The sequence below is a fragment of the Gibbsiella greigii genome (assembly GCF_039540155.1).
GTDB classification, from domain to species: domain Bacteria; phylum Pseudomonadota; class Gammaproteobacteria; order Enterobacterales; family Enterobacteriaceae; genus Gibbsiella; species Gibbsiella quercinecans.
The window spans coordinates 444,759-471,298 of record NZ_BAABEM010000006.1 but is presented as its reverse complement, the minus strand read 5'-3'; the positions used below and the strand labels follow the sequence as shown (position 1 = coordinate 471,298).

Here is a 26,540-nt window from a genome sequence, read left to right as displayed (position 1 = left end):
GCGTAATTATTATATAATATCTTTGTTGAATGGTTTAATCCATATTAATAGTATGTGATTATTGCATTAGCGAGGGCGCACTCAAGTGGCGTAATGATCTGGCGCCGCCGGGCAATACAGCCATGCGTTGGCACACAAGTTGAGATGGATGTCTTTGGGCGTGTTTGGCCCGGGAGGGCACGGCTGGGAAGGCCAGAAAGAGAATACCAACCAGCTTGCGCTGGTCGGCATGTTCACATTAGCGGTTATTTACGGCCAAGCAGGTAGCCAAACACGATGCCCACAGCGGCTGCGATAGCAACGCCGGCCAGCGGGTTTGATTCAACCTGGCCTCTGACGGTGTCTGCAGCATCACGCGCCGCATAGCTGGCCTGAGAAACGTATTTACGCGCAGCGCCCTTAACCTGATGCTCGGGTGAGTCGGTGGCATCGCCGTAAGCTTCCTGGGCCGCACCTGCGGCTTCTTTTACTTTATCTTCTGCTTTCCCAAACATATCTACTCCTTGGTTTTGTTGTAAAAGTCAGAATAAAGCGTAGCAAACTCTGGGGGCGATGCGCGTTATTTCACAATAATCCTAAAAAAATAGCCCTGCCGCTGGAGCAAGGTTGTTGGTTGTGGCGCTTATCCCTCGACGCAGTAAAGGGCTGGATGTCATCAGATTAGAGGATAGTTAATGAGTGAAAATACAGCAGGTTTTGTTACACCGCCGGCGCATATCAATTTTTTAGCGAAAAAACTGTTTGCCGAATGCGGCAATGTGATTGACGGGGCTATCGCTTATCTGGCGCCGGGCGGGGGGGGCCCCACGACCGCGCATACCCATTCTCACGCACATTTATTTATTGTTGTCAGTGGCAAAGCGAAGATCGTCGCGGGGGATGAGGCGTTTGTTATCGGCCCGAATGAGGCGAAAATAATTACAGGCAGTATCCCGCATTCCGTGTGGAATGCTGCTGAGACAACGACGGTGATGATAGGGATTTCATTGGCAGGCGAGAAGCAGAACGAATAAGCCCCGCTAACGGTGGGGAGTGTTAGCGGGACGGTGGCCTTACCCCGCAAAGTGATAAGGCCCAGTCGCGATCAGTCCAGTTTTGGGTGCTGATCGATCAACGTCTGTTTTTTCTTCTCCAGCGCGTTGATTTGTTCTTGCAGGTCGGCCAGCTCATCGTTGATGTTATCAACTTTCTGCTCGATATTGTCGTAGGTTTCCTGCAACAGCTCTTTGGCTTCAGAGCGGTCAGAAGCAGCCGGCGTTGCACCGCGCAATGGTTTGTTGGCCGTTTCCTTCATATATAGGCCGGTGATCAGACCCACGATCGCCACGACCATCAGATAGTAAGCCGGCATATACAGGTTGCCGCTGGATTCCACCAGCCAGGCCGCAATGGTCGGCGTTGCACCGGCAACCAGTACGGAGATGTTAAAGGAAATCGCCAGCGCACTGTAGCGAATGTGCGTCGGGAACATCGCCGGCAAGGTAGAGGCCATCACGCCGGTAAACGAGTTCAGTAAGACCGCCAGCACCAACAGGCCCACGAAGATCAGGCCGACAACATCGCTGTTGATCAGCATGAAGCAAGGCACGGCCAGGAACAGCATACCGATGCTGCCGCCGAGAACGAACGGCTTACGGCCGATGCGGTCACTGGTCAGGCCGATCAGCGGCTGTATAAACAGCATGCCAAGCATAATGGCGATAATAATCAGCACGCCGTGGCTTTCTGAATAGTTCAGGTTGTGCGACAGGTAGCTCGGCATGTAGGTCAGCAGCATGTAGTAGGTAACGTTGGTTGAGATAACCAGCCCCATGCACACCAGCAGGTTTTTCCAGTTTTTGTTGGCGATTTCGCGGAAAGAGGTCTTTGGCGGGTTCTCGATCGCTTCGCGGTCGCCCTTTTCCATGTTGTCGACGTGTTGTTGGAACGCTGGGGTTTCTTCCAGCGCATGGCGCAGATACAGGCCGATAATACCCAATGGCGCAGCCAGGAAGAACGGCAGGCGCCAGCCCCATTCAAGGAATCTGGCTTCGCCGATGATGCTGGAAATCAGCACTACCACGCCGGCACCAAGCACAAAGCCGGCGATGGAACCAAAATCAAGCCAACTGCCCATGAAGCCGCGCTTTCTGTCCGGTGAGTACTCGGCCACAAAGATTGCCGCGCCGGAGTATTCCCCGCCCACGGAAAAGCCCTGCGCCAGTTTGGCCAGCAGCAACAGGATAGGCGCCCAGATGCCGATCGAGGCATAAGACGGTATCAGCCCGATACAAAAGGTACTGACGGCCATGATGATGATCGTGATCGACAACACCTTCTGGCGCCCAAATTTGTCCCCTAAACGGCCAAAGAATACGCCGCCGAGCGGGCGAACCAGGAAGGGAACGGAGAAGGTGGCAAGTGCGGCGATCATCTGCACGCCGGGTGAGGCGCTGGGGAAGAACACTTGCCCAAGAGCATAGGCAACAAAACCATAAACACCAAAATCAAACCATTCGACGGCGTTACCCAGTGCGGCAGCGGTGATGGCTTTTTTTAGTTTGCTGTCGTCAATAATTGTTATGTCATTGATATTTAGCGGTGTGTGGCGTTTTTTTCTTAACTTCATTAACTCATCCCTTAAAAAATTATTCGGTGCGAAAACGCACTCTCCCTTTATGCTGTGAGAAGCATAAACATCAGTATATATAATATTAATGTAGTGTATTGGAGAGCCAGCGATTTAGTGAAATCGGCTGTGGAAATCGCATGTTTTGAATCTATCCTCCAGGTTTATCGCTATACGTTGGATAATTATTTTATGCATATAGCTTAACGTTATATCAAGATGAGATCAAATGGGGTGGGTTGCATTAACTTTTCTTGTGTTGCGGTCGGCCAGCTTACGGCCGCATGCCCCCTGGGTTTGGCTGCGTTTCCCTCCGCGGCGAATGTGGCCGGCGGCAGGCTGTTTCCCGGGGGTTTGCTAAACTGGTTATCAAGCTACAATTTTCTGTCGCGCCAAAGTGAGGTCGCTATGTCTGAACACGATCAACTGCAACAGCTTATGCAACGCGTGGCAGCATTGGAGGCCAGAGAGAAGTCACTGACCGCCGCCTCAAGCGTTTATCAGACGGTTATCACCACCATCCTTGCGAATATGGACAAAACCACCCGCGACAATATTATCGCCACCATCGATCAGGCTTATGACATTGCCTATGTGCGCGCCATCCACAGCCGCGATACGTTGCAGCAGCAGAAAATCAAACAGGCTGATGATATCGCACAGCGCATCTTCACTTTTGCCCAGGGGGATGCTGCCTCAAAGGAATAACGGCTGCCAGGCGTTCTCTCCGCCGTATATGCCCCTGAACCCGGCAACGCATCACCGTTGCCGCGTTGGTGTGGCACAATGGTTCTACCCGGCAAAAGGGGACTTGTGTTAATTTAGGCGCCGATAATCAAAAACAATCGTTATTCCCTGCATAACCATCGCTAAGGTTGTACTCATGGACCCACTCAAAGAGATCCTGAACGAAGAAATCGATCACATTAACAAGCGCGAGGGGCGCGATGGTAAACCGCGTTTCAACAGCAAGTTTGCCCGCGAGCATCGCTATTTGTGCCTGGCAATGTTCGCCGGTTACTTTGCGGTGATTGCCGTCATGTACCCGGTGCCTTATATGGGGCTGCTTTCGTTTTTGTTGTTTACCGCTTTCGTGCTGTTTATGTTTGCCATGCTGCTGTTGGAGATCAAACCGCGCTACCGCTTTGAAGATATCGGCGTGCTCGATCTGCGCGTTTGCTATAACGGCGAATGGTACTTTACGCGAGCACTGTCGCCGGCGGCGGTGGAGGCGTTGTTGGGCCACCCTGGCATTCGCCCGGTATTGAAAGAACGCGTGCGGGAAATCATCGCCAATAAAGGTGAGGTTGATTTTTACGACGTATATGACCTGGCCTATGGCAAAAAATTGCACGATCGCGCCGCTCCCACGGCGGCGGCGCTGAACTGAACGTTTTCGCCGGCGCTATTGTCGATTATACTTGCAGGCTGAGTCCGTTGAGTAAGAGTGAGGATGTTGTAATGAGTGATGATATCTTTGATTTTGATATCGATGCCGAATTAGCCGCGGCTGAAAAGAAAGCGGCCGAACAGGCGAATGCGCTGCCTGAGGCCGTTGAAGACGAAGCGGACTGCGAAAGCTGCAAGATCTAAGCGGCTTGCCGCCGCCAAGGCCGGCAATGAGCGGCAATAAAAAGTAGCGACACCCTGTGAGCTGAACGCTGGCAGGGTGTTTTTTTATTCATTCGTATGGCCGGGTTAGCATCTCGCAATGGCTGGAGCGTGCAGCCCGGAGGGGTAAACCATTAACCCCGGCAGGGGTTTAATGGTTTGTGCCAGCGGGGCTTAGTGATCGAGGGATTGCAGAGCACGCTTGATAAGCTCGCTGGCAAGCTTTCTTTCGGCTTCAGAAACGCCATCAAGATTAAAATTGGAAAGGTCGTTTACCAGAACGCTGCGATCTTTTCCGCTGATGGAAGCATCCAGCGCTGAAAGCAGGCGGCCAAGTATCTTCAGCAGCGTCGCATTTACCGGTTCAGCTTCCTGCACCGTTTTATCTTGGTCAGTCATCAAAAATCCTCTCTGTCGTGACGGAAGGGGCACCGCTAACCGGCGCCAGCCCTCAGGGTTCAATGAGCCCAATCGCTACCGTGAGGCAGGGATATGGATTTCCACTTATGCAATGCAGTTATAACAACTCACTACAATATACTCCAGCACCAATTTGGCGCAATGTGAGGTTAGGGGTTGAACAATCTGTGCGCAACATGCGTAAAGTATGGTGCAATTCCCTGCACCATGGTGAGGTTTTTTTACCGGGGAGCGGCTCTGGTGAGCCGCTGGCGCTACCCGTTATTGCGGGGGCCTGCCCCTGGGTTATTGCGGTTTGCCGGAAAAGAGGAAGCGTAACAACGGAATGCGTTTATGCAGTTCGTATAACGCAAAAGCCAGGGTAAACACGAACACCAGGCCAAACAGGAAACCCAGAAGGTTATTGCTGATATAGGGTGTAATAAATGCGCCATATATCAGCGTCAACGGATGGTGCACCAGATAAATAAACAGTGACGCATTAACCAGATAGGTGATGCGTGGGGAATGGTAATTGAGCAGTGCATGACCAAATGAGAATACAACGTTAGTCATCAGGATGCCGAGGACGGATTTGATCAGAATATCCACGTCGAACATATAGTCGCTTTGGGCCAACAGCGACTGATTGAGCATATACGCCGCCAGCAGCGCCAACGAGCCCAGTGCCGCAGGCAAACAAGGCTTGAGGAAAATTTCTTTTAGCCACACATACTTGAAGGCGTAGGCGCCCAGGATGAAAAACGGCAGATAAAACAGTGTTTCCATCACCACAAAATTGAATAGGCCGTTAGATAATAATTTAGGTTCTAAGTTTAAAATTAAACGATGCGCGGCTATATATAATAAAGCATACAAAATAAAAATCAGTGAGATACTTCCTAAACTTATTTTTTTATTTTCGTTGGCGGAATCTTCTTGCTCTTTTGTTGGGAGCATAAAGCGGAAAAGATAAAAACACGCGCAGGTGAGCAAAGAGAGAGTTAATAAAAACCACAGGTGAGAAATCAACTCCCACACACCGGCATTCATTTTCTGATAAAACGAAAATGTATCCCAGCCGTCCAGTTTATTTGTAAAATATTTTAACATGAAGAACTGTGGCAATGTGATTAACGGAATGGAGCTCAACAGCGGGATCGCCACCCGTTCCAGGCGTACCTTGAGCCACTTGTGGCGTTCGTAGCGGCCAAACAGCATGAAGGAGAAGTAGCCGGATATCACGAAGAACACCTGCATACGGAAGGCGTGGATGAAGTCGTTCAGCACCGTCAGCGAAAAGGAGGGGTTGGCGCTGTTGACGGCCCAACTGTGGCTGGAGTAAATCAGAGAAAGATGAAAAGGGATACCGAGCAGCATCAAATACGCCCGGATAGAATCGAGGAAAAACTCGCGTTGGTTGTGGCTTGTTGTCATAGGATACCGCTGATGGTTTTTTATTGAATGGTGATTAATCGGTTTATTAAGTCAGCATATGTTAAATCATCGTGCAAACCCTACTATAGCCATTCGCATTTTTCCATAGCGTCTTTCTTCAGGGCTTGCTACGCTGGTGTTTCATCAGTTGCTTAAACTCTGAACCATAAACATGAACCATCCATTTATCATGTTGTCGGAAAGCTGAATTATCCATTAATATGGCTTTTAATGATTTGAGCACACGAATAGGGGGGGATGTGCTAGTTAATATATTATCCAGGCAACCACGTGCGATGACCGCGCGTTGGTTAGGCGTTACCGTATTGTTCTCACTGTTTACCTCGCAGGCATGGGCATTTTCCATTGATGATGTGGCCAAACAGGCGCAAGATCTGGCGGGGAAAGGTTTCGAAACGCCGAAGAGCAACCTTCCTTCTCAGTTCCGTGAAATGAAGTTCGCGGACTATCAAAAGATCCAGTTCAATCACGACAAAGCCTATTGGAACAAGCTTCAAACCCCATTTAAGCTTGAGTTCTACCATCAAGGGATGTACTTCGATACGCCGGTCAAAATCAACGAAGTGACTGCAACCAGCGTGAAGGAGATCAAGTACAGCCCGGATTTCTTCAACTTTGGCGATGTGAAACACGATCCGGAATCGGTTAAGAACCTTGGCTTTGCCGGGTTTAAACTGCTGTATCCGATCAACAGCGAAGACAAAAATGATGAAATCATGAGCGTGCTGGGTGCCAGCTATTTCCGCGTCGTGGGGGCTGGGCAGGTTTACGGCCTTTCTGCGCGCGGCCTGGCGATCGACACGGCCCTCCCTTCCGGCGAAGAATTCCCGCGTTTCCGCGAGTTTTGGATCGAACGGCCGAAACCGGGTGATAAGCACCTGGTGATTTACGCGCTGCTTGATTCCCCGCGCGCAACCGGTGCTTACCGTTTTATCGTTTATCCAGGGCGTGATACCACGGTCGACGTTGAGTCCAAAGTCTTCCTGCGCGATAAAGTGGGTAAACTGGGCATCGCACCACTGACCAGCATGTTCCTGTTTGGGCCGAACCAGCCGTCGCCAACCTTGAACTACCGGCGGGCGCTGCACGATTCCAACGGTTTGTCGATTCATGCCGGCAACGGCGAGTGGATTTGGCGCCCGCTGAACAATCCGAAGCATCTGTCGGTCAGCACTTATACGATCGAAAACCCGAAAGGCTTCGGCCTGCTGCAACGTGGCCGCAACTTCAAAGATTATGAAGATCTTGATGATCGTTACGATCTGCGCCCAAGCGCATGGATCGAACCGCGCGGTGACTGGGGCAAGGGCAAGGTGGAACTGGTCGAGATCCCAACGGCTGATGAAACCAACGATAACATCGTCGCTTTCTGGACGCCGGATGTGCTGCCGGATACCAAAACGCCGCTGGCGTTGCGCTACCGCTTGCACTTTACCCGTGACGAAGACAAGTTGCATTCACCGGATATTGCCTATGTCAGCCAGACGATGCGATCAACCGGCGATGTGCGCCAGTCCAACCTGATCCGCGAAGCGGACGGCAGCATTGCTTTCCTGATCGATTTCGTCGGGCCGGTGCTGAAAGGGCTGGATCAGAATACGCCGGTAGCTTCACAGGTGAGCATTGGCGATAATGGTGAAATGGTTGAAAACAACATCCGCTATAATCCGGTCACCAAAGGTTGGCGCTTAACGTTACGGGTGAAAGTGAAAGATGACAAAAAACCTGTAGAAATGCGCGCCGCGCTGGTTAACGGTGACACGGTATTGTCGGAAACCTGGAGCTATCAGCTACCTGCCAATGAATAAGTCAACTCAAACTGCCCAGGAATATCTTGCGGCAATGCCCCTGACCGCGGAGCGGTCAGGGCAGCTTAATCCGCAGTCAACTGCCGGCGATGATGCGTTTGATACGCTTCACCGCCAGTTGGGTGCGGCTGACGCCAACGCTGCCACATTGCCCGCGGAGGACGTGGCGCTGGCTTCGGTTAAACCGCGTATCGAGAGCGCTTGGCCGGATGCGGTCAGCGAAGCGGATTTTTCCGCCGATGCGGAAGGGCGTTCTGTCCTTAAGGCAACGCCGCCGATCAAGCGCACCAGCATGTTTCCCGACGCCTGGCGTACTAACCCGATAGCGCGCTTTTGGGATACGCTGCGCGGGCGCTCGCCGCACAGCCGCCATGCCAACAAGGAAGAAGCCGACGCAGAAAACCGCTGGCGTGCCGTGGGCTCCATGCGCCGCTACGTTCTGCTGGTGCTGATGCTGGTGCAAACCGGCATCGCCACCTGGTATATGAAAACCATTCTGCCGTATCAGGGCTGGGCATTGATCGATCCGATCGCCATGCTGAACCAGGATCTGATGCAGTCGGTGCTGCAGCTACTGCCATATGTGCTGCAAACCGGGATTCTGATCCTGTTCGCCATCTTGTTCTGCTGGGTTTCCGCAGGCTTCTGGACGGCGTTGATGGGCTTCTTGCAACTGCTGATCGGCAAGGATAAATACAGCATATCGTCGACCATTAAAGGCGATGAGCCGATCGATCCTGCACACCGCACGGCGCTGATCATGCCGATTTGTAATGAGGACGTGGAGCGGGTGTTCGCCGGCTTGCGCGCCACCTATGAATCCGTGGCGGCGACTGGGCAGTTGGATCACTTCGATGTGTATATCCTGAGCGACAGTTACGATCCGGACATCTGCGTGGCGGAACAGAAAGCGTGGCTGGAGCTGTGCCGCGATGTGAACGGCCACGGGCGTATTTTCTATCGCCGCCGCCGCCGCCGCGTGAAGCGCAAGAGCGGCAACATCGATGACTTCTGCCGCCGCTGGGGTGGGCAGTACAGCTACATGGTGATCCTGGATGCCGATAGCGTAATGAGCGGTGAGTGCCTCACCGGCTTGGTGCGCCTGATGGAGGCAAACCCGAACGCCGGTATCATCCAGTCCGCGCCGAAAGCGTCCGGCATGGATACCCTGTACGCGCGTGCGCAGCAGTTCGCCACCCGCGTCTATGGGCCGCTGTTCACCGCGGGGCTGCATTTCTGGCAGTTGGGGGAATCGCACTACTGGGGCCACAACGCCATTATCCGGGTGAAACCGTTCATCGAGCACTGTGCGCTGGCGCCGTTGCCGGGAGCAGGGTCGTTCGCCGGTTCCATCCTGTCGCACGATTTCGTGGAAGCGGCATTGATGCGGCGGGCCGGGTGGGGCGTGTGGATCGCCTACGATCTGCCGGGCAGTTATGAAGAGCTGCCGCCGAACCTGTTGGATGAACTGAAACGTGACCGCCGCTGGTGCCACGGTAACCTGATGAACTTCCGCCTGTTCCTGGTCAAGGGCATGCACCCGGTGCACCGTGCGGTGTTTCTGACCGGGGTGATGTCATACCTGTCGGCGCCGTTGTGGTTTATGTTCCTGGCGTTATCTACGGCGCTGCAGGTGGTGCATACGCTGATGGAACCGCAGTATTTCCTGCAGCCGCGGCAGTTGTTCCCGGTATGGCCGCAATGGCGGCCGGAGCTGGCGATAGCGCTGTTTTCCACCACCCTGGTGCTGCTGTTCCTGCCGAAGTTGCTCAGCGTGATCCTGATCTGGGCCAAGGGGGCGAAGCCCTACGGTGGCGCATTCCGCCTGCTGCTCTCCATGCTGATGGAAATGCTGTTCTCGGTGCTGCTGGCGCCGGTGCGGATGCTGTTCCACACGGTGTTTGTGGTCAGTGCTTTCCTGGGCTGGGAAGTGGTGTGGAACTCTCCGCAGCGTGACGATGACGACACCCCGTGGGGCGAAGCGTTCAAACGCCATGGCTCGCAAATGCTGTTGGGCCTGGTGTGGGCCGGCGGCATGGCCTGGCTGGATCTGCGCTTCCTGTGGTGGCTGGCGCCAATTGTGTTCTCGCTGGTGCTGTCGCCGTTTGTTTCCGCGCTCTCGAGCCGGGCGACGCTGGGCATCAAGAGCAAGCGCGCCAAGCTGTTCTTGATCCCGGAAGAGTACCAGCCGCCGCGTGAGCTGGTTGCCACCGAAGAGTATCTGAAGCTGAACCGCAGCCGTGCCTTGGCCAATGGCTTTATGCACGCGGTGGTGAACCCTTCCTATAACGCATTGGCAACCGCGATGGCGACGGCGCGCCACCGCATTCGCAGCGTGATTGAACGCAACCGCGAGCTGCGGCTTGACGAGGCGATGCAACTGGGGCCGCAAAAGCTGGATAAGGCCAAACGACTGGAACTGCTGAGCGATCCTGTGGTGCTGGCGCGCCTGCATCAACGGGTCTGGCAGCAGCCGCAGGGCGAAGGCTGGCGCAGCTATTACCAAAGCTTGCCGCACAACGAACTGGCGCATCCAGCCAGCCAACGTTAAGGCTAATCGCGATGATGAAACGGGGAATACGCGCTGCGTGTTCCCCGTTTTTCATTGAGATTTACGTTATGCTTACAGGCTGCCGATTGGTTGCTGTGGTAAACTTTGCACAAAATGTTAACGTATGATTTAACTAATCAGGGTAACGAGTTAATCCGGTGAATTTTTCGTTTTTAGCCCGTCTGGCCGTGTTGGTGGCGAGCATCACGCTGCTTTCCGGCTGCGGCAGTATTATCAGCCGCACCGTACCGGGCGCAGGGCATGGGCATCAATATTACCCCGGCGTGCAGTGGGATTTGCGTGATACGCCCTGGCGTTATATCACGGTGATAGACGTGCCGCTTTCCATGGTCGTCGATACCTTTATGTTGCCGTTCGACGCGCAGCACGGGCCGTATGAGTAAGGGGTAGATCCGGGGCGAAGCCCCGGCTTAATGCGCTGTGGCGGCTCATAGGCAACGCGTTTAGCGTTCGTCCCACTCGTCAGCGGCGGTTTGGCCTTCTTCCGTATCCAGCGGTGGCTCGAGTTGGAAATCGTCTTCGCTCCATTCGTACAGCGTGTTCTCATCCAGCCACTCTTCACGGATTTCCACTTCATCAAAGTCACCGTCGAAAATCGCTTGCGCAGCGGCGCCGCTGCGGAACGTCAGGCATTCCGTCGATTCGCCTTCCTCGGCAAAAAACTCCGCCTGCCACATGATATCGCCGTCTAGCATCACATAGCGCTGCAGGTTGAATTGCTGCACGGCCGGCTCGTCGGTCGTGCTTTCCGAGGATTCAATAAATTCTTCTCGCGCTGCGTCAATGGCTTCTTCTAACGTTGCATACAGGCTCATGATTTTCTCCCGGTCATGGTGCGGTTAATCCCTCTCTCTGGGTATCCCCAAAGTGCGATGACAAGCGTCAGCATTAATTGTTGTCGCCCGCTGGCAAGATGCAAATTTTTTTACCGCTGGCGTCGGATACTGCTATCTGCGGGGAGGGGAAAAAACGAAACAGCCAGCACCTGGGCGCTGGCTGCAATGGCAACAGGATGGCAGGAGGTTTATGCGCTGGCCTGGGTATTCGCCAGCATGCGGCGGATAGGCACGATCAACAGGATCAACACCCCTGCGCAAATCAGCAGCGCGATGGAACAACGCTCGAACAGCGTCGGCAGCAGCGCCAACTGGTCGGCTTTGACGTTGCCGCCGATCAGGCCCGCCGCCAGGTTGCCCAGTGCGCTGGCACAGAACCACAGGCCCATCATTTGGCCGCGTATTCTGGCCGGCGCCAGCAGGGTCATGGTCGCCAGGCCGATGGGACTCAGGCATAGCTCACCGAGCGTGAGCATCAGGATGCTGCTGACCAGCCACAACGGCGAAACGCCGGCGCCGTTGTTCGCCAACACCTGTTGTGCCGCCATCATCATCAGGCCAAAGCCCGCCGCTGCAAACAGAATGCCGATAACAAATTTGCTGATGCTGCTCAGCTGTATCTGTTTACGCGCCATCGCCGGCCACAGCCAACTGAACAGCGGCGCGAGTAGAATGATGAACAACGCATTGATGGACTGGAACCAGACCGCCGGTATTTCAAAGCCGCCGACCATTCGGTTGGTGTAATCGTTGGCGAACAGGTTGAATGACGTCGGTTTTTGCTCAAAGGCCGACCAGAAAAACGCGGCGGAAATCAGCAGGATGAAACACACCAGCAGGCGCGCGCGCTCTTTACGGTTTAACCCGGCGAAGGCGGCCAGATAGATGAAATACAGCGTCACCGCGGCGGCGATGATATAAACCAGCGTGCTGGCTACGGCCACCGGGTTAATCACGATGATGCCTTGGGCGATCAGGCCAATGATGACGATCATGCCGGCGGCAATCGCCGTGATCCACGCGCCCACGCCGCTTCTTTTCGTTACCGGGCTATTCCAGGTGGAATCCAGCCCCACCTCGCTGTCGTAGCGTTTCATGGCCGGCACGGCGAACAGGCGAAAAATCACCAGCGCCACCAGCATGCCAAGCCCACCGATGCCAAAGCCCCAGTGCCAGCCGTTGGTGCGGATCAGCACGCCGGAAATCAGTGGGGCAATAAAAGACCCCATATTGATGCCCATATAGAACAGCGAAAAACCACCGTCACGCCGGGCGTCATCCTGCTTGTACAGCGTCCCCACCATTACCGAAATACAGGTTTTGAACAGGCCGGAACCGATCACAATCAGCGTCAGGCCAATAAAAAACAACGCAGTGCCCATCATGGCGGACAGCGCGATGGCAAGGTGGCCGAGGGCAATTAAAATCGAGCCGTACCATACGGCTTTTTGCTGGCCGAGCCAGTTATCCGCCAGCCAGCCGCCGGGCAGCGCAGCCAGGTACATGCTGCCGGCAAAAATACCGACGATCGCCGAGGCATTCTCACGTGCCAACCCCATCCCGCCTTCATAAGCCGTGGCGGCCATAAACAGGATCAGTAACGGACGAATGCCATAGAATGAAAAGCGTTCCCACATTTCGGTGAAGAACAGCGGGCCCAGCGGGTAGGGGTGGCCGAAGAACGTGCGGCCCGGTTGGTTATTGATGGAAGATGACATACCTAATTCCCGATTGCAGTGGCCGCCAAAGACGGCTTAAGAGGTGATTATGAGTATAATTTTGCGGATAGAACGCCAAAGGCGGATTACCCGGCACTATCCGAACAATGGCTCTGTTCGCAGCGGCTATCGCAATTTTTTTACTTTGCCAGGCTTGTGGCCCGGCGTGATATCAATCGCCCATTTGATAAGCAAACTCGGGTTTTGTCCAGAATAGCGGGCCGTTTTTTAGTGCAAAGGTCGATGAATGTCTGATTTTTAAGATTTTATGTTCGTAAGCAGGGGGAAAACGTTGACGGAAGGCCGCAGGGTACGGCCGCCAGATATATGCTGGAAAACAATGGGCTGTAACATGATGCCCGGTACAGGCCAGCGCTGTAAACCAGATTAAAAGTGCGAAAAACAGATAAAATCCGCCGCAATGGCCCGAAGGCTAATAAATCCGATTATTGCTCGTTTTGTAGGCGATTATCGTTATCGCAAGCCGGGCGGCGGCGTTGCAGGCACCACCAGGAATAAACCACATTGAACAATACGGTCAGCGCGGTGACCAGGAACACCGCGCGGAAACCATAGCTGGCGGATACCGCCGCGCCAAGCAGCGGCCCGCTGACGTTGCCGATATCGCGGAACGATTGGTTATAGCTGAAGATACGGCCCGCGACCTGGTTGGTGCAGTTGTAGATCAACAGTGTTTGCACCGCCGGCAACAGCGCGCCATCGGCGGCGCCCAGCAGGAAGCGCAAAATGCCTAACTGCAAAGGGGACTGCACGAACGCCATCGGGATCAACAGTAGGACGGAAACAATCAGCATCCAGATCAAAATGCGTTCGGGGCCGATCTTGTCACCCAGCTTGCCAAGGCGCGGTGCGCTCATCAGTGCGGCGACGCCGGGCACGGAGGCAATCAGCCCGCTGATAAAGGCCAGGTTGTTGGTATGGCCGGTCAGATCGCGTACGAATAGCGTCAGGATCGGGGCGATAGAGCCGGTCGCAACCTGGATAATCAGGGTTGTTACAAATAGCCCCAGTACCAGCTTCGGGCTTTTTAACGAAGCAAACACCTGGCGTGCGTGCAGCATGTCTTTTTTCTGCACCGGGGTAAACTGCTCTTTGACAAAAAACAGCGTCAGGATGAAACAGATAAAAAGTACGCTGGCGGTAACGTAAAATACCGGCCGCAAGCCGTACTGATCGGCCAGCAGCCCACCGATCAGCGGGCCAATCAACGCGCCGCTGACGCCGCCGGTGGAGAGCGTCCCCAGCGCCCAGCCGCTACGATTGCGCGGCACCTGTGTGGCGATCAGCGCATTGGCGTTGGGGATAAAACCGCCGAGCAGCCCGAGCAAGGCGCGCAATACCAGGAACTGCCAAATATTTTGCGCCATGCCCATCAGCACCATGACGATCGCCATGCCAAGCGCCGAGCGAAGCAGCATCAGTTTGCGCCCGCGCCGATCGGCCACCCCGCCCCAAAACGGCGCGGCAATCGCCGAAAACAGGAAGGTAATGCTGAACACCAAGCCGGACCACATATTCAGCGCCTGATGCCCGGTGACGCCCAGCGCTTCAACATACAGCGGCAGGAATGGCATGATCAGGCTAAACGCTGCGCCAGTCAGGAAGCAGCCTAACCAAGTGACAAACAGGTTACGTTTCCAGTTAACAGGTTCTGATGCCGAGGCCATAAATTACCGATGTAAATGAAGGAAAGCTTTGTGATCGCGAGGAGCAATAGGGCAAAGCGGGAATAATCAGCGCGATAAGTATGCGCCTAATAGCTGCGGACATCAATTGAACGGGGGGCGAGGGCAGGAAAATGGGCGGCGGATCGAAAAAACACAACCCCCACGCAATGTAGCGCGGGGGATACGGGCTTTACGCGTCTATCAGCGCCTCAAAGCCCGTCGAGGCGGTGCTTAACGCCACGTCGGTGATCTCGTAATTGGCTACCGCGTTAAACGGATCCTCTGCCAGGATCGTATCCAACTGCGCCCGTGCCACACCTTTCACCAGAATAATGCCGCCGGTACGCGGATTCTTGCGGCCGGAAGCGATAAACGTCCCCTGTTGGAAATACTTTTTCAACCAGGCAATGTGGTCGGCGAGCAGCGCATCGACTTCTGCAATCGGGCGATGGTAGGTGAGGTTTACGATATACATATGGGCTCCCTGATACGGATGAGAAAGGCCATACCTTCACACGGTTTGCGGTTATTCTCAAGGGCCGCAATAAAAAACCCGCATGAGCGGGTTTATCAACAGGCTAGGCGGTTAAAGGGTAACCGTTAGTACAACGACGGTTCCCCTTCCGGGCGGGTTTTGAACCGGCGATGCAGCCACATATATTGTTCCGGCGCCATCATGATTTCCTTTTCCACCACGCGGTTCATAAACGCCGCGGCATTCAGTTCATTGTCCAGCGGGAAACCCTCCACCGCCGGTTGCATGATCAGCTCATAGCCTTTGCCATCGGGTAGCCGCCGTGGGGTGAAGGGAATGATCGCCGGTTTGCCCATGCGCACCAGCATATAGCTGCCCATGGTGGTCGCGGCCTTTTCTACGGCAAACAGCGGAGCAAACACGCTGCTGCGCGGGCCGTAGTCGTGATCCGGCGCATACCAGATGATTTCACCCTGTTTCAGAGCGCGGATCATACCTTTAACGTCTTTGCGATCCAGCATGGATTTATTGGAACGCATCCGCCCCCAGGTTTGCAGCCAGTCCATCAGTTTGTTGTCATGTGGGCGATAGACACCGATCCCAGGGTTGTAAATACCGAAAATGCGCGCGCCCAATTCCAGCGTTAGAAAATGCAGGCCGATCAGTAACACCCCCTGGTGGTTATCGTGCGCTTTCTGAATGTGTTCAAGCCCGCGTACGGTAAACCAGCGTTTGATGCGCCAGTCGGGCCAGAACCAGGCCATCCCTGTTTCAAACAACCCCATGCCGACCGAGGCAAAGTTTTGGGCGATCAGTTCTTCACGTTCAGCCTCTGGCATCTCGGGAAAGCACAGCTCCAGATTGCGCCGCGCGATGGCGACCCGGCGCTTGAGAAAGCGCATGGAGAAACGACCAAGCCGGGTTCCCAACTGATAAATAACGGGGTAAGGCAGGAGTACCAGCAGATACAGCAGGCCAATGCCAAACCAGGTTAACCAGTAACGCGGGTGCAATAATGAGCGGTTAAATGAAGGGAGTTGGGTCATGTATTCTTCGCTTAGGAACGGTTATTTTATATAAAGAACAGAATGTTAGCATGACCGGTTACCTCTGGGGCCATATCCATGCCGATGACTTTCTGCCGGTTATAGGCCGCTATTGTGGCATTTTTCTGGCGTAACAGGAAAACACACCGCATTAAAACGCCATTTGGGCCGGCGTTTATCACCGGCCATCAGGGTTAATCGGTATTGAAGAGTCCCTTCAGCACATGGGGCTCACAGCGCCAGTATTGCGGCGGCGCATTGACTTTTTCGCCCAGTTTAGCGGCGGCGTGCCACGGCCAGCGCGGGTTATACAGGATACCACGGGCTAGCGCCACCATATCCGCTTGCCCGGTGGCGACAATGGCTTCGGCCTGTTCAGGCTCGGTAATCAGCCCAACGGCAATCGTCGGCATGCCGGTTTGTTGCTTGATGTTCTCGGCAAACGGCACCTGGTAATTCGGCCCGACCGGGATTTGCTGTTGTGATGAAAGGCCGCCGCTGGAAACGTGGATGTAAGCGCAGCCCAGGGTTTTCAGCGCTTGCGTCAGGGCGATGGACTGCGCTTCGTCCCAACCGCCAGCCACCCAGTCTGTGGCGGATATACGCACGCCGATCGGTTTGTGCGCCGGGAATACCGCCCGCACCTCGGTGAAAATCTCCAGCAGCAGCCGCATGCGGCCCGCCAGCGAGCCGCCGTATTGATCGGTGCGCTGGTTGCTTAGCGGGGATAAAAACTGGTGCAGCAGATAACCGTGAGCGCCATGTAGTTCGATCAGATCAAACCCCAGGCGATCGGCGCGCCTGGCGGCGGCGACAAACTGCGCTTTTAATCGCTCGATTTGCGCCAGGCTCATCGCCTGCGGCGCTTCGTCTTGCGCTGCAAAGGGCAATGCCGAGGTGGAAAGCGTTTGCCAGCCGCCGTCGGCGGCGCTTAACTGGGCGCCGCCTTGCCACGGTACGGCACAGGCGGCCTTGCGTCCGGCATGCCCAAGCTGGATGCCGAGCGGCAGCGTCGCGTGCTTTTTTACCGCCTGAATGACGGGCGCCAGAGCGCGTTCAGTCTCATCGTCCCACAGGCCGAGATCGTGCGGGGTAATGCGGCCTTCCGGCGACACGGCGGTGGCTTCGACAATCAACAGCCCGGCGCCGGAAAGCGCCAGGTGCCCCAGGTGCAACAGATGCCATTCGCTGGCTTTGCCGTCGGTGGCCGAGTATTGACACATTGGAGCAATAATTATGCGGTTGGGTAACGTCAGTTGCCCGAGGCTAATTGGTTTGAAGAGTTGACTCATATTTTCCTCGTGATCCGTTAGCGGGTGGCGCTGATGATTGATACGTGCATGCCGTTAGGCTTAACGGGATTTATGAATGGCGTCAAGCGTTGTTCGGTGTGCGAAACCGTAAAGGGTTAATGCTGTGTTGCGTATTCTTTTCGGGTATGATGTGCGCCGCGCGCCGCCGTGGCGGCGCGCAGATGAACAGTGACCGACTCAAGAAACAGGAAAGAACACCATGCCAGTGTTACATAACCGAATTTCTAATGAGGAACTGAAGGCGCGCATGTTGGCGGAAACCGAGCCGCGTACCACCGTTTCTTTTTATAAATATTTTCATATCTCCGATCCGAAAACTTTCCGCGACACGCTGTACCAGCAGTTTGAAAAACTGAAGGTGTTTGGCCGTATTTATGTGGCGGCCGAAGGCATCAACGCCCAGATCAGCGTGCCGCAGGGCAACTTCGACGCATTCAAACACCTGCTGTTTCGCGCAGATCCGGCGTTGGATAACATTCGCCTGAATATTGCTCTGGAGGACGACGGAAAATCTTTCTGGGTGCTGCGGATGAAAGTGCGTGAGCGCATTGTGGCCGACGGCATCGATGACGACAGTTTTGATCCGACCAACGTCGGCGAATATCTGCAGGCGGACCGGGTTAACGCCATGATTGACGATCCGGATACGCTGTTTGTGGATATGCGCAACCACTATGAATATGAAGTCGGCCATTTTGAAAATGCGCTTGAGGTGCCTTCAGATACTTTCCGCGAGCAGTTGCCGATGGCGGTAGACATGCTGCAGGATAAGAAAGACAAGAATATCGTGATGTATTGCACGGGCGGCATTCGCTGTGAAAAAGCCAGCGCTTATATGCGGCATAACGGCTTTCAGAATGTCTACCATGTGGAAGGCGGTATTATTGAATATGCGCGCCGTGCCAAAGAACAAGGGCTGCCGTTGAAATTCATCGGTAAGAATTTTGTCTTTGACGAGCGCATGGGCGAACGTATTTCTGACGATGTGATTGCGCATTGCCACCAGTGCGGCGCACCGTGCGACACCCATACCAACTGTAAAAATGACGGCTGTCACTTGCTGTTTATTCAGTGCCCAAGCTGTGCGGCCAGGTTTGAAGGCTGCTGCAGCGAAACCTGCCGCGAAGAGCTGAAACTGCCGCGGGAAGAACAACGGGCGCGCCGTGCCGGGCGTGAAAATGGCGTCAAGATCTTCAATAAGTCAAAAGGGCTGTTGCAGACCACGATGCACATTCCGGCGCCGGAAGAAAAGTAAGCGCGGTTTTGTCACCGTGATAGACAATGCCAGCCGGTTAACCGGCTGGCATTGTTGCGTTAAGGCGCGCCGTTATTTTTCGCGCACGCCCTCAACCGAGATGATCAGCTCAACGTCTTGCGAAGCCGGGCCCAGATCGGTGGTGATACCGAAGTCTTTCAGCGCGATCTTGCCGTTGGCTTCAAAACCGGCGCGGTAGCCGCCCCAGGGATCGTTACCCTGGCCAAGCAGTTTGGCGTCCAGCGTCACCGGCTTGGTCACGCCATTGAGCGTCAGGTTACCCACAACGGCGTAACCATCGCCGGTTTTCTTCACTTCGGTGGATTCAAACGTCGCCTGTTTATGTTTTTCGACGTTCAGGAATTCTGCGCTGCGCAGGTGTTTATCGCGTTCGGCATGGTTGGTGTCCACGCTGTTGGTATTGATGGTGACGCTCACTTTGTCTTTGGCGGGATCTTGCTCATCGAAAGTGAAGCTCCCGTCAAAGTCCTTAAAGGTACCATACAGCCAACTGTAGCCCAGATGCTGAATGCGGAATTGAATAAAGGCATGTTGGCCTTGTTTATCGATCTTATAGTTGGCGGCGAGCGCCGAACCGGCGCTGAGCAGCAGTGCGCCGGCGGTAAGGCCTAATACGGTCTTCTTCAACATAGCAATCTCCATAAGTCCAAGAGGTTAATCGGTGCTGCGACCCAGCATCCGTTTTAAGGTGGCATCACGATCGATGAAGTGATGCTTAATAGCGGCCAGGCCGTGCAGTACTGAAAGCACCACCACGGCCCAGGCCAGATAAAGGTGAACCGTGCCGGCGGTGTCGGCCTGATCGGCCATACCGGTGACGCTGGCCGGCACGTTGAACCAGCCGAAGACGCTGATCGGTTGCCCATCGGCGGTAGAAATCAGGTAACCGCTGATCAGGATGCCAAACAGCAACAGGTACAGCGCCAGGTGCGCCAACACGGCGCCGGCGCGGGTAAAAGGGCTATAACTCGCCAGCGGCTTCGGCGGCGGTGAAATAAAACGCCACGCGACGCGCACCAGCATCACGATAAATAATACGATGCCGATGCTTTTATGTAATTCCGGCGCCCGGTGGTACCAGATATCGTAATAACCTAATGTTACCATCCACAGGCCAAGGGCAAACATACCGTAAACAGCCAATGCGACCAGCCAGTGGAGTAAAATTGAAAAATGACCAAAACGGTCTGCGGTATTTTTCCAAAGCATCGTGATTATCCTTTTATGCGCATGCTGCTCTATTTTGCCTGCAAATGTGCAACGCGTGTTCCACCCCATCCATGGGCTGCGGCCCTGCGGGGCCAGCGCCCGGGCTGTACAAAAACGCGAATGTTTTGGCTTTAGACACGGTTTGTCATAATTAAACGTTAAAAACACATAAAATCAATAATAAATTGCACTATGTTACGCCTGAAAAATATTAATCAATGGATTTGTCTGATATTGCCGGAAGTTAATCAAAAGAATCGCTGGAGTTAATAGGGGATCGCTACCGGTAATTTATTTACTGCCTGATAAAAAGCCTTTTCTATTTAATTGTCATCTTTTGTCATTTTTTGTCAGTGGCCCGTGGCATCACTCACAAAGTGGCATTTTATTTATACATCATCATTATCCCCGTTATGGGGGCTATTCCCCTTGCAGGCTCAACAATGATTTACCTGCGTATCGCAGTGGGAGTTTGCTAACATAGCGCATATCACAGGGCCGCCATGGCCCATTATCAGGGAAACGACAAAAGGAAACGTCATGGGGCGAACGTTACTGACCGATCGCAGCTTGCGTCTGGTGATTATGTTAGCGATGTTAGTGGTGATCCTGGCCGGTATAAAAGCCGCTGCCGCTATCGTGGTGCCTTTTTTACTGGCGCTGTTCCTGACTATTGTGCTGAACCCGCTGGTCGCGATGCTTGAGCGCTGGCGGGTGCCGCGCGTGCTCGGGGTAGCGCTGCTGGTGATCACGGTAGTGGTGTTACTGATGCTGTTGCTTGGCACATTGGGCGCATCGCTCAATGAGTTTGCCCGCACTTTGCCGCAATACCGTGGCGTGATGATGGAGAAGGTGAGGGAACTGCAGCATTACGGCCAGCGGTTCAACATCCCTATCTCCAGCGAAGCCGTGATTCAGTATGTCGATCCCAGCGCGGCAATGAATTTGGTTACCCGTCTGCTGAGCCATCTTTCTGGCGCGATGACCAATATTTTCCTGCTGCTGATGACGGTGGTGTTTATGTTGTTTGAGGTGAATCTGTTGCCTTACAAGCTACAGCAGGCGATGGAACAGCCGCAGAAGGGAATGATCAATATCCGCCGGGCGCTGGACGGCGTGACGCATTATCTGGTGATTAAAACCGTGATCAGCTTGGCGACGGGCGTGATCGTCTGGCTGTTCCTGGCGGCGGTTGGCGTGCGCTTTTCCTTTATCTGGGGGCTGATGGCTTTTCTGCTCAACTATATTCCCAATATTGGCTCGGTGATCGCCGCCATACCGCCATTGATCCAGGCGCTATTGTTTAACGGTTTTGGCGATGCTTTGGTGGTGGCCGGCGGTTTTATCCTGATCAACCTGGTGATTGGCAACATGATTGAGCCGCGGGTAATGGGCCGTGGGCTGGGGCTGTCTACGCTGGTGGTATTTCTGTCGTTGATCTTCTGGTGGTGGCTGATGGGGCCGGTGGGGATGCTGCTTTCAGTGCCATTGACCATTATCGCGCGCATCGCGCTGGAAGCGACCGAGGGCGGGCACCGGTTGGCGGTGGTGCTGGGGGATGGCCAGCCGGCGCAAGGGAAGATCAACCCAGAGTGAAAACGCCAGGTTCGCCGGGGCGCGGCAAACCATTCGGGGAAACCCCGGTTAAACCGGCTGCAGCCTGTGCGGAGGCGTTTGCATCTCGCTGCGGCTGCCCGCGACATAGGGGCCGGGGTGTGGCGGGTAATAATAACGCAGGAGGTTGTATAAAGCGTAAAACTCCAGGCGATTGCGCGTGTGGATTTTCTCTGTGATGTGGCGTTTATGCACATATACCGTCGGGGGGCTGATATGCAACTTGCGGGCAATCTGGTGAGTGGACCACTGTGCCATCCAGTATTTCATCACCGCCTGCTCCTGCGCGCTAAATATCGGAGTGCTCCACGGCCAGTGTGCGTGAGGGAGATCTTGCAATACGTTAGCCAGTATCGCTTTCCGGAAGAGGAACGTATGTCCAGCGATTTGCAACGGCTGCTCACCGGTGGGATAGGGCGCATCAATATACATATACAGCGCCAATGGTTGGCAGGCGGCGATGAACGCGGGCAATAGCGTATCGCCTGCGTGATTGCGACAATACGCCGTCATGTTCACCAGCACTAAATTCGGCGGGTCGTTTTGTAACAGCGGCATGGCCTGCTCAATACTGGCACAGCATTTTACGCTGTCATTGCTTGTTGCCGCGGCAACATAGGCGGCAACCCCTAAACGGGTATAACAACACTCGTCGACAACGAGCAGTCGCATGGTAACGTCCTTGTTATGGTGTAACTGGTGGGTACCATAAGATGTACGGCAGGGGTAATCAATTCGGAAATCCAGATGCCAGGAACAGATATTTCCATTTTATTGTTATGGCGTGGTGATGGGCCGGGCCAGTGCGTGCGCACCCCGCCCAGGCCGTGAGGGTTAACGAAAGCGCCGTAGCGAGAAGGGGGTGATATCCTGAGCCGGGGATTTGCCCTGTGCGAATAGGGCGGCGATTTCACCAAGTACGCTGGCAAATTTAAAGCCGTGCCCGCTTAGCCCGGTAATCACCATCATGCGTTCGCTGCCGGGCACGGTGTCGATAATAAAATCTTCATCCGGACTCATGTCGTAGGTGCAGGCTTCGCCATGCAAACACACACCTATCCCAGGCAGAAACTGGCGCAGGAAGCCGAACACTTCGGTGCCGTCTTGTGCCACGCTGCCAAACGGTGAGCGTTGTTCCTGGTTTTCGATGGGTTGGCCGCCATCGTGCTTGCCGACCTTAAGGCCATTGTTGTCGGCCGGGAAGCCATAGTAATGCGCGCCGTCCGGCGCTTCGACGGTGAAAGCCGGGAAGCGATTATTCTCGCTGTATCGGCCATCGGCCTGGTACCAGGAAAACACTTTGCGCAGCGGTGTGACGGGCAAGGCGGGGAGCAACTTCTTCACCCAGGTACCGGCGGTGATAACGGCTTTGCGGCCACGAAAACGCCCTTCGGCCGTAACAACTTCTATGCCGTTATCATCGGGCTCAACTGCGCTGACTGCGCAGTTAAACAATTGGGCGCAGCCCCCTTCACGCGCCAGCCGGATATAGCTGGCAACCGCCTGTTCGCACAGCAGAAAGCCGGCGTCCGGTTCGAATACCGCCGTATAGCCTTCTGGCGGGGTGAACTCTGGCCAGCGTTGGCTGACCTCTTGCCGGGTGAGGCGCTGGGCATTGAGCCTGAACGTTTTGGCGCTCTGATAGGCGTTATTCACAAATTCAGCGCCTTCCGGCCCCAGGTTGAGCACGCCGCAGGGATGGAACAGTTTGCTGCCGCATACCTGTTCCAGCCCATTCCACAACGCCTGGGCGCGCAGCACCAGCGGTACATATTTTTCGCCCTCGCCATAGGCGTGGCGGATGATGCGGGTATCGCCATGGTGGCTGCCGTTGCGGTGTGGCGGGATAGCGCTGTCGATCATCAGCACTTTCAGCCCCGCTTGGGTCGCATAGTAACCGGCGGCGGCGCCCACGGAGCCGCTGCCGACGACGATCAGGTCATATTCCACGAGCTATCCCCTCTCTGTTTTTTTAAGTGTGGCGAGTATCTGGCATCATGATAAAAGGTCAGTGGCGGTAATGCACTGGTATAAAACAGAAAAGGCGCCGAAACTGTCGCGGCGCCTTTATGAGGGGTAAACGTGAATTAATGTTTTTTGCGATCAAGATCTTGATAATCCGTTGACTCTATCTTGGCGATGCCAGCTTCTAAAATATTGATCAATTGGCGGGCGACATCCGTGGTTAGCCAAAGCGTTCTGTCTACTTGAGCTTCTTCGGGTGTCTGATCCAGTGAAGACAGGTAATGAAGACGAATCATCATGGCGTTGTAGACGTCCACGGTACTGATATCCCAACCAACAAGTGGGTGTGTCTGAATTACTTCATCATTTCTGTCCATAAAGACCCCTTATTAAGTAGTAACTGGCATGAGTAACTAACGAGGATCAATGCGGCTCATCATCATGATGAGCAGTATCATTATAAGCATCTCGGCGCTGCGTTGGGGCGTATTTTGTAAAATAAAGTTTATTTGATTAATTATTCAACAGTGGCGGTTTGTTGGTAGTAGCGACACGGGGTGGGCGTAACCCCAGCCCGTGCACTGTTATTGCTCGGTAGGAACCGCCTGGGAAGGGGGCTGGATCCGCTTTTCCAGTTCTTCGGCCAGATGCGCGAAATGCTTTTGCGTTTCGGCATCACGATTCTGGTTTTGCGATTCCAGCTTCAGGCTATGTATCAGCAATTGGTTGGCTTTGTCATCTAAACCAAAGGCCAGATAGGAAAAGGCGACTTCCAGTACGTGCAGGCGCCTTTTCTGATCGCCGATCAGAGCCAGCAACTCGCCAAAAGTCATTGCATCTTCTGACTTCTCTTTGTCCGGGGCCATATAAACACCTCCTGTTCAAACATCGCCAGATACTACCACTTATTACAGACCAGATAGTACTTTTCTTCCAGCCGGTTACAGGCGAACGCCAGAAATAAAAAAGCCGGAGAGCGACCCCCGGCAAAAACTGCATTGCAGTATTCAACTGTTCCGCGGCGGCGTTTAAGCGCGTTGGCTTCTGCTAGCCTGCGGTAAACCAATCATCGGCGCTTTCCCAGGTTTCCTGGAGTATCTCGGTGATCAGTTCTTTAGCATCCTTGGCGCCGCCCAGTACAGAAAGGCCGTTAGAGCCTGCATAGCGCACCTGTACCACGGCATCAGGGAAGTGACGATTGACGCGTTTGCCCAATTCGCTGCTCAGGGCTTCTACAGCACCCGCAGGGAGTGGCCTGGTTTTATCGATAGTAACTTCAACACGCATGATTGCCCCCGAAGTAATTGACTGTGTATTTATACAGTATCGGCATCCGTGGGGCAAGGGGCTTTGATAAAAAATCAGCCGTTAACCACCGACCACGCAACGTTTTCACCGGCCAGGAAAGGCACCACGGCTTCGTCGCCGAGCGCAATCTCTTCCGGCACGGTTACCGGCTTGCTTTGCAGTTCGATAAAGCTGTCGTTTACCGGCAGGCCGTAGAAACGCGGGCCGTTAAGCGAGCAAAATGCTTCCAGGTGTTCCAGCGCGTTCAACTGCTCAAATACCGTGGCGTAGGCTGCCAAAGCGCTTGGCGCGTTGAATACCCCGGCGCAACCGCAGCTGGACTCTTTCCGGTGTTTGGTGTGCGGTGCGGAGTCCGTGCCCAGGAAGAAACGTTCTGAGCCGCTGGCAACGGCCTGGCGCAAGGCTTCCTGGTGGATATTACGTTTGAGGATCGGCAGGCAGAACAGATGCGGGCGAATACCGCCAACCAGCATATGGTTACGGTTGAACATCAGGTGCTGCGGGGTAATGGTTGCCCCCAGGAAGCGATCGCCAGCCAGAACATACTGGGCGGCTTCTTTGGTGGTGATATGTTCAAAGACGATTTTTAATTCCGGGAACTGTTTACGTATAGGTTCCATGATCTGCTCAATGAAACGCGCTTCCCGGTCAAAAATATCAACGGCAGCATCGGTGATCTCGCCGTGAATCAGTAGCGGCATGCCGATTTTTTGCATCTGCTCAAACAAAGGGTAGATGCCGGTTACATCGCTAACGCCATGCGCCGAGTTGGTGGTGGCGTTGGCCGGGTACAGTTTGGCGGCGGTAAAAACCCCTTGTTCGAATCCATCGACCAACACCGAGGGCGCCAGGGAATTGGTGAGGTAACAGGTCATCAGCGGGGTGAAGTCATGGCCTTGCGGTATGGCGGCGAGGATCCGCTCACGGTAGCTGCATGCGGCTTCAATTGTGGTTATCGGCGGAACCAGGTTGGGCATCACGATGGCTCGGCCAAAAAACTGGCTGGTGTAGGGTAAAACCGTTTTTAGCATATCGTCGTCGCGCAGGTGGATATGCCAATCGTCGGGGCGGCGTATTTTCAGAACTTGAGGTTGTGCAGTCATGTTGTAAGGCTCCGGCGGCAGAAGGACATCGGGATAAAAGCGAATAATGGGGGTATTCACGCCGGGGGGTAAGGATAAGCGGAAACTGCCCGCGATGCACTCGTTTGTTGCGGATAGCTTGAAATCAATGGCTTAATAGGCGCATAGTATTAAGGGTTTTAATGATTCCCCGGCGATTGCCGTGCCGGGGATATCTGATTTAGCATTCGAAATGGGAGAATAAAATGGAAGTCCGCATCGTTGCCATCCTGCAGGCGAAACCTGAGTGTGTTGATGCCGTGAGTGAAGCTGCGCATCAGGCTGTAGAACCAAGCCGCGCAGAGCTGGGCAATCTGCAATATGACTTGCATAGCGAGCCGGGTAAAACGGGGACCTTTGTTTTTTTTGAGCGCTGGGCCAGCCCGGAAGCGGTGGAAAAACACAATGGCACCGAACATTTCAAACAGTTGATCGCTAAGCTTGACGGCAAACTGGCACATCAGGAAATCAAGGTGTTGAAACAGATCGCCTAAACGGTGTTGTGAGCCGTGATA

Annotated in this window: 28 protein-coding genes; 10 read left to right on the top strand and 18 right to left on the bottom strand. The window is 54.3% G+C overall.

Annotated elements, in window-relative coordinates:
• Positions 1-245 precede the first annotated feature (245 nt).
• Entirely contained in the window at positions 246-494 is a 249-nt protein-coding gene (locus tag AC559G_RS05435; protein WP_095844688.1) for a CsbD family protein, read from the bottom strand.
• 180 nt (positions 495-674) lie between these two features.
• Between AC559G_RS05435 and AC559G_RS05430 the strand changes: the two genes are divergently transcribed.
• A complete protein-coding gene (locus AC559G_RS05430) occupies positions 675-1,013 on the top strand; it encodes a cupin domain-containing protein (RefSeq protein WP_498911783.1) in 339 nt (112 codons plus the stop codon).
• A 71-nt stretch (positions 1,014-1,084) separates the two neighbouring features.
• Here AC559G_RS05430 and proP read toward each other — a convergent pair whose 3' ends face one another.
• Positions 1,085-2,608 (bottom strand): proline/betaine transporter, encoded by a 1,524-nt coding sequence (gene proP / locus AC559G_RS05425; RefSeq protein ID WP_498911782.1) that lies wholly within the window; start codon positions 2,606-2,608, stop codon positions 1,085-1,087.
• A 408-nt stretch (positions 2,609-3,016) separates the two neighbouring features.
• Here proP and AC559G_RS05420 point away from each other — a divergent pair, with 408 nt between their 5' ends.
• From AC559G_RS05420 to AC559G_RS05410, 3 genes are all read left to right on the top strand, one after another.
• Complete coding sequence (locus AC559G_RS05420) at positions 3,017-3,316, top strand: sigma-S stabilization anti-adapter protein IraP (RefSeq protein WP_438599692.1); 300 nt, start codon at positions 3,017-3,019, stop codon at positions 3,314-3,316.
• Positions 3,317-3,491: 175 nt separating this feature from the next.
• The gene (locus tag AC559G_RS05415) at positions 3,492-3,998 is read left to right on the top strand and encodes a YlaC family protein (RefSeq protein WP_498911781.1); all 507 of its coding nucleotides are present in this window, start codon (positions 3,492-3,494) and stop codon (positions 3,996-3,998) included.
• A 71-nt stretch (positions 3,999-4,069) separates the two neighbouring features.
• The gene (locus tag AC559G_RS05410) at positions 4,070-4,201 is read left to right on the top strand and encodes a hypothetical protein (RefSeq protein ID WP_257790439.1); all 132 of its coding nucleotides are present in this window, start codon (positions 4,070-4,072) and stop codon (positions 4,199-4,201) included.
• Positions 4,202-4,393: 192 nt separating this feature from the next.
• Here AC559G_RS05410 and AC559G_RS05405 read toward each other — a convergent pair whose 3' ends face one another.
• Together AC559G_RS05405 and mdoC are read right to left on the bottom strand one after the other, a co-directional pair.
• The gene (locus tag AC559G_RS05405) at positions 4,394-4,618 is read right to left on the bottom strand and encodes a hypothetical protein (protein WP_095844683.1); all 225 of its coding nucleotides are present in this window, start codon (positions 4,616-4,618) and stop codon (positions 4,394-4,396) included.
• A 306-nt stretch (positions 4,619-4,924) separates the two neighbouring features.
• The gene (mdoC, locus tag AC559G_RS05400; protein ID WP_498911780.1) at positions 4,925-6,055 is read right to left on the bottom strand and encodes a glucans biosynthesis protein C; all 1,131 of its coding nucleotides are present in this window, start codon (positions 6,053-6,055) and stop codon (positions 4,925-4,927) included.
• A gap of 296 nt (positions 6,056-6,351) precedes the next feature.
• On the opposite strand from mdoC, the gene AC559G_RS05395 reads away from it, so the two are divergent.
• The 3 genes from AC559G_RS05395 (at position 6,352) to AC559G_RS05385 (ending at position 10,839) form a co-directional block, all read left to right on the top strand.
• Positions 6,352-7,884: a glucan biosynthesis protein G gene (locus tag AC559G_RS05395; protein WP_498911779.1), complete on the top strand. Its 1,533-nt coding sequence runs from the start codon at positions 6,352-6,354 to the stop codon at positions 7,882-7,884.
• Positions 7,877-10,435, top strand: coding sequence for a glucans biosynthesis glucosyltransferase MdoH (gene mdoH / locus AC559G_RS05390; RefSeq protein WP_498911778.1), 2,559 nt, complete (start codon positions 7,877-7,879; stop codon positions 10,433-10,435). Before AC559G_RS05395 ends, mdoH begins: the two co-directional genes overlap by 8 nt.
• Positions 10,436-10,593: 158 nt before the next feature.
• Positions 10,594-10,839: a YceK/YidQ family lipoprotein gene (locus AC559G_RS05385; protein WP_498911777.1), complete on the top strand. Its 246-nt coding sequence runs from the start codon at positions 10,594-10,596 to the stop codon at positions 10,837-10,839.
• Between the two features lie 60 nt (positions 10,840-10,899).
• Here the strand turns inward: AC559G_RS05385 and AC559G_RS05380 are convergent, their stop codons facing one another.
• The 6 genes from AC559G_RS05380 to AC559G_RS05355 form a co-directional block, all read right to left on the bottom strand.
• A complete protein-coding gene (locus AC559G_RS05380) occupies positions 10,900-11,271 on the bottom strand; it encodes a MysB family protein (RefSeq protein WP_121554371.1) in 372 nt (123 codons plus the stop codon).
• 209 nt (positions 11,272-11,480) lie between these two features.
• Positions 11,481-13,010: a peptide MFS transporter gene (locus tag AC559G_RS05375; protein WP_498911776.1), complete on the bottom strand. Its 1,530-nt coding sequence runs from the start codon at positions 13,008-13,010 to the stop codon at positions 11,481-11,483.
• A 446-nt stretch (positions 13,011-13,456) separates the two neighbouring features.
• Entirely contained in the window at positions 13,457-14,698 is a 1,242-nt protein-coding gene (mdtG, locus tag AC559G_RS05370; protein WP_498911775.1) for a multidrug efflux MFS transporter MdtG, read from the bottom strand.
• A 190-nt stretch (positions 14,699-14,888) separates the two neighbouring features.
• Complete coding sequence (locus AC559G_RS05365; protein ID WP_498911774.1) at positions 14,889-15,173, bottom strand: YciI family protein; 285 nt, start codon at positions 15,171-15,173, stop codon at positions 14,889-14,891.
• Between the two features lie 125 nt (positions 15,174-15,298).
• Positions 15,299-16,219: a Kdo(2)-lipid IV(A) acyltransferase gene (locus AC559G_RS05360; protein ID WP_438599701.1), complete on the bottom strand. Its 921-nt coding sequence runs from the start codon at positions 16,217-16,219 to the stop codon at positions 15,299-15,301.
• Between the two features lie 194 nt (positions 16,220-16,413).
• The gene (locus tag AC559G_RS05355; protein WP_498911773.1) at positions 16,414-17,511 is read right to left on the bottom strand and encodes an NADH:flavin oxidoreductase/NADH oxidase; all 1,098 of its coding nucleotides are present in this window, start codon (positions 17,509-17,511) and stop codon (positions 16,414-16,416) included.
• A gap of 220 nt (positions 17,512-17,731) precedes the next feature.
• On the opposite strand from AC559G_RS05355, the gene trhO reads away from it, so the two are divergent.
• Positions 17,732-18,787, top strand: a complete 1,056-nt coding sequence (trhO, locus tag AC559G_RS05350) for a tRNA uridine(34) hydroxylase (RefSeq protein WP_498911772.1) — start codon at positions 17,732-17,734, stop codon at positions 18,785-18,787.
• Positions 18,788-18,859: 72 nt separating this feature from the next.
• Here trhO and AC559G_RS05345 read toward each other — a convergent pair whose 3' ends face one another.
• Positions 18,860-19,438 carry a YceI family protein gene (locus tag AC559G_RS05345; RefSeq protein ID WP_438599703.1) on the bottom strand — a complete coding sequence of 193 codons (579 nt, stop codon included), beginning with the start codon at positions 19,436-19,438 and terminating at the stop codon, positions 18,860-18,862.
• A gap of 24 nt (positions 19,439-19,462) precedes the next feature.
• Positions 19,463-20,017, bottom strand: coding sequence for a cytochrome b (locus AC559G_RS05340; protein ID WP_498911771.1), 555 nt, complete (start codon positions 20,015-20,017; stop codon positions 19,463-19,465).
• Positions 20,018-20,557: 540 nt separating this feature from the next.
• Between AC559G_RS05340 and AC559G_RS05335 the strand changes: the two genes are divergently transcribed.
• Complete coding sequence (locus tag AC559G_RS05335; RefSeq protein ID WP_498911770.1) at positions 20,558-21,613, top strand: AI-2E family transporter; 1,056 nt, start codon at positions 20,558-20,560, stop codon at positions 21,611-21,613.
• A gap of 48 nt (positions 21,614-21,661) precedes the next feature.
• On the opposite strand, the gene AC559G_RS05330 is transcribed toward AC559G_RS05335, so the two are convergent.
• The 6 genes from AC559G_RS05330 to pyrC form a co-directional block, all read right to left on the bottom strand.
• Positions 21,662-22,303 (bottom strand): response regulator transcription factor, encoded by a 642-nt coding sequence (locus AC559G_RS05330; protein WP_498911769.1) that lies wholly within the window; start codon positions 22,301-22,303, stop codon positions 21,662-21,664.
• 162 nt (positions 22,304-22,465) lie between these two features.
• Positions 22,466-23,581: an N-methyl-L-tryptophan oxidase gene (gene solA / locus AC559G_RS05325; RefSeq protein ID WP_498911768.1), complete on the bottom strand. Its 1,116-nt coding sequence runs from the start codon at positions 23,579-23,581 to the stop codon at positions 22,466-22,468.
• A gap of 137 nt (positions 23,582-23,718) precedes the next feature.
• Entirely contained in the window at positions 23,719-23,973 is a 255-nt protein-coding gene (bssS, locus tag AC559G_RS05320; protein WP_438599708.1) for a biofilm formation regulator BssS, read from the bottom strand.
• A gap of 207 nt (positions 23,974-24,180) precedes the next feature.
• Positions 24,181-24,462, bottom strand: coding sequence for a hypothetical protein (locus AC559G_RS05315; protein WP_498911767.1), 282 nt, complete (start codon positions 24,460-24,462; stop codon positions 24,181-24,183).
• 181 nt (positions 24,463-24,643) lie between these two features.
• Positions 24,644-24,883 carry a DNA damage-inducible protein I gene (gene dinI, locus AC559G_RS05310; RefSeq protein WP_095844664.1) on the bottom strand — a complete coding sequence of 80 codons (240 nt, stop codon included), beginning with the start codon at positions 24,881-24,883 and terminating at the stop codon, positions 24,644-24,646.
• Positions 24,884-24,957: 74 nt separating this feature from the next.
• The gene (gene pyrC, locus AC559G_RS05305; protein ID WP_498911766.1) at positions 24,958-26,007 is read right to left on the bottom strand and encodes a dihydroorotase; all 1,050 of its coding nucleotides are present in this window, start codon (positions 26,005-26,007) and stop codon (positions 24,958-24,960) included.
• A 224-nt stretch (positions 26,008-26,231) separates the two neighbouring features.
• Here pyrC and AC559G_RS05300 point away from each other — a divergent pair, with 224 nt between their 5' ends.
• Positions 26,232-26,519 carry a putative quinol monooxygenase gene (locus AC559G_RS05300; protein WP_498911765.1) on the top strand — a complete coding sequence of 96 codons (288 nt, stop codon included), beginning with the start codon at positions 26,232-26,234 and terminating at the stop codon, positions 26,517-26,519.
• Positions 26,520-26,540: the final 21 nt, after the last annotated feature.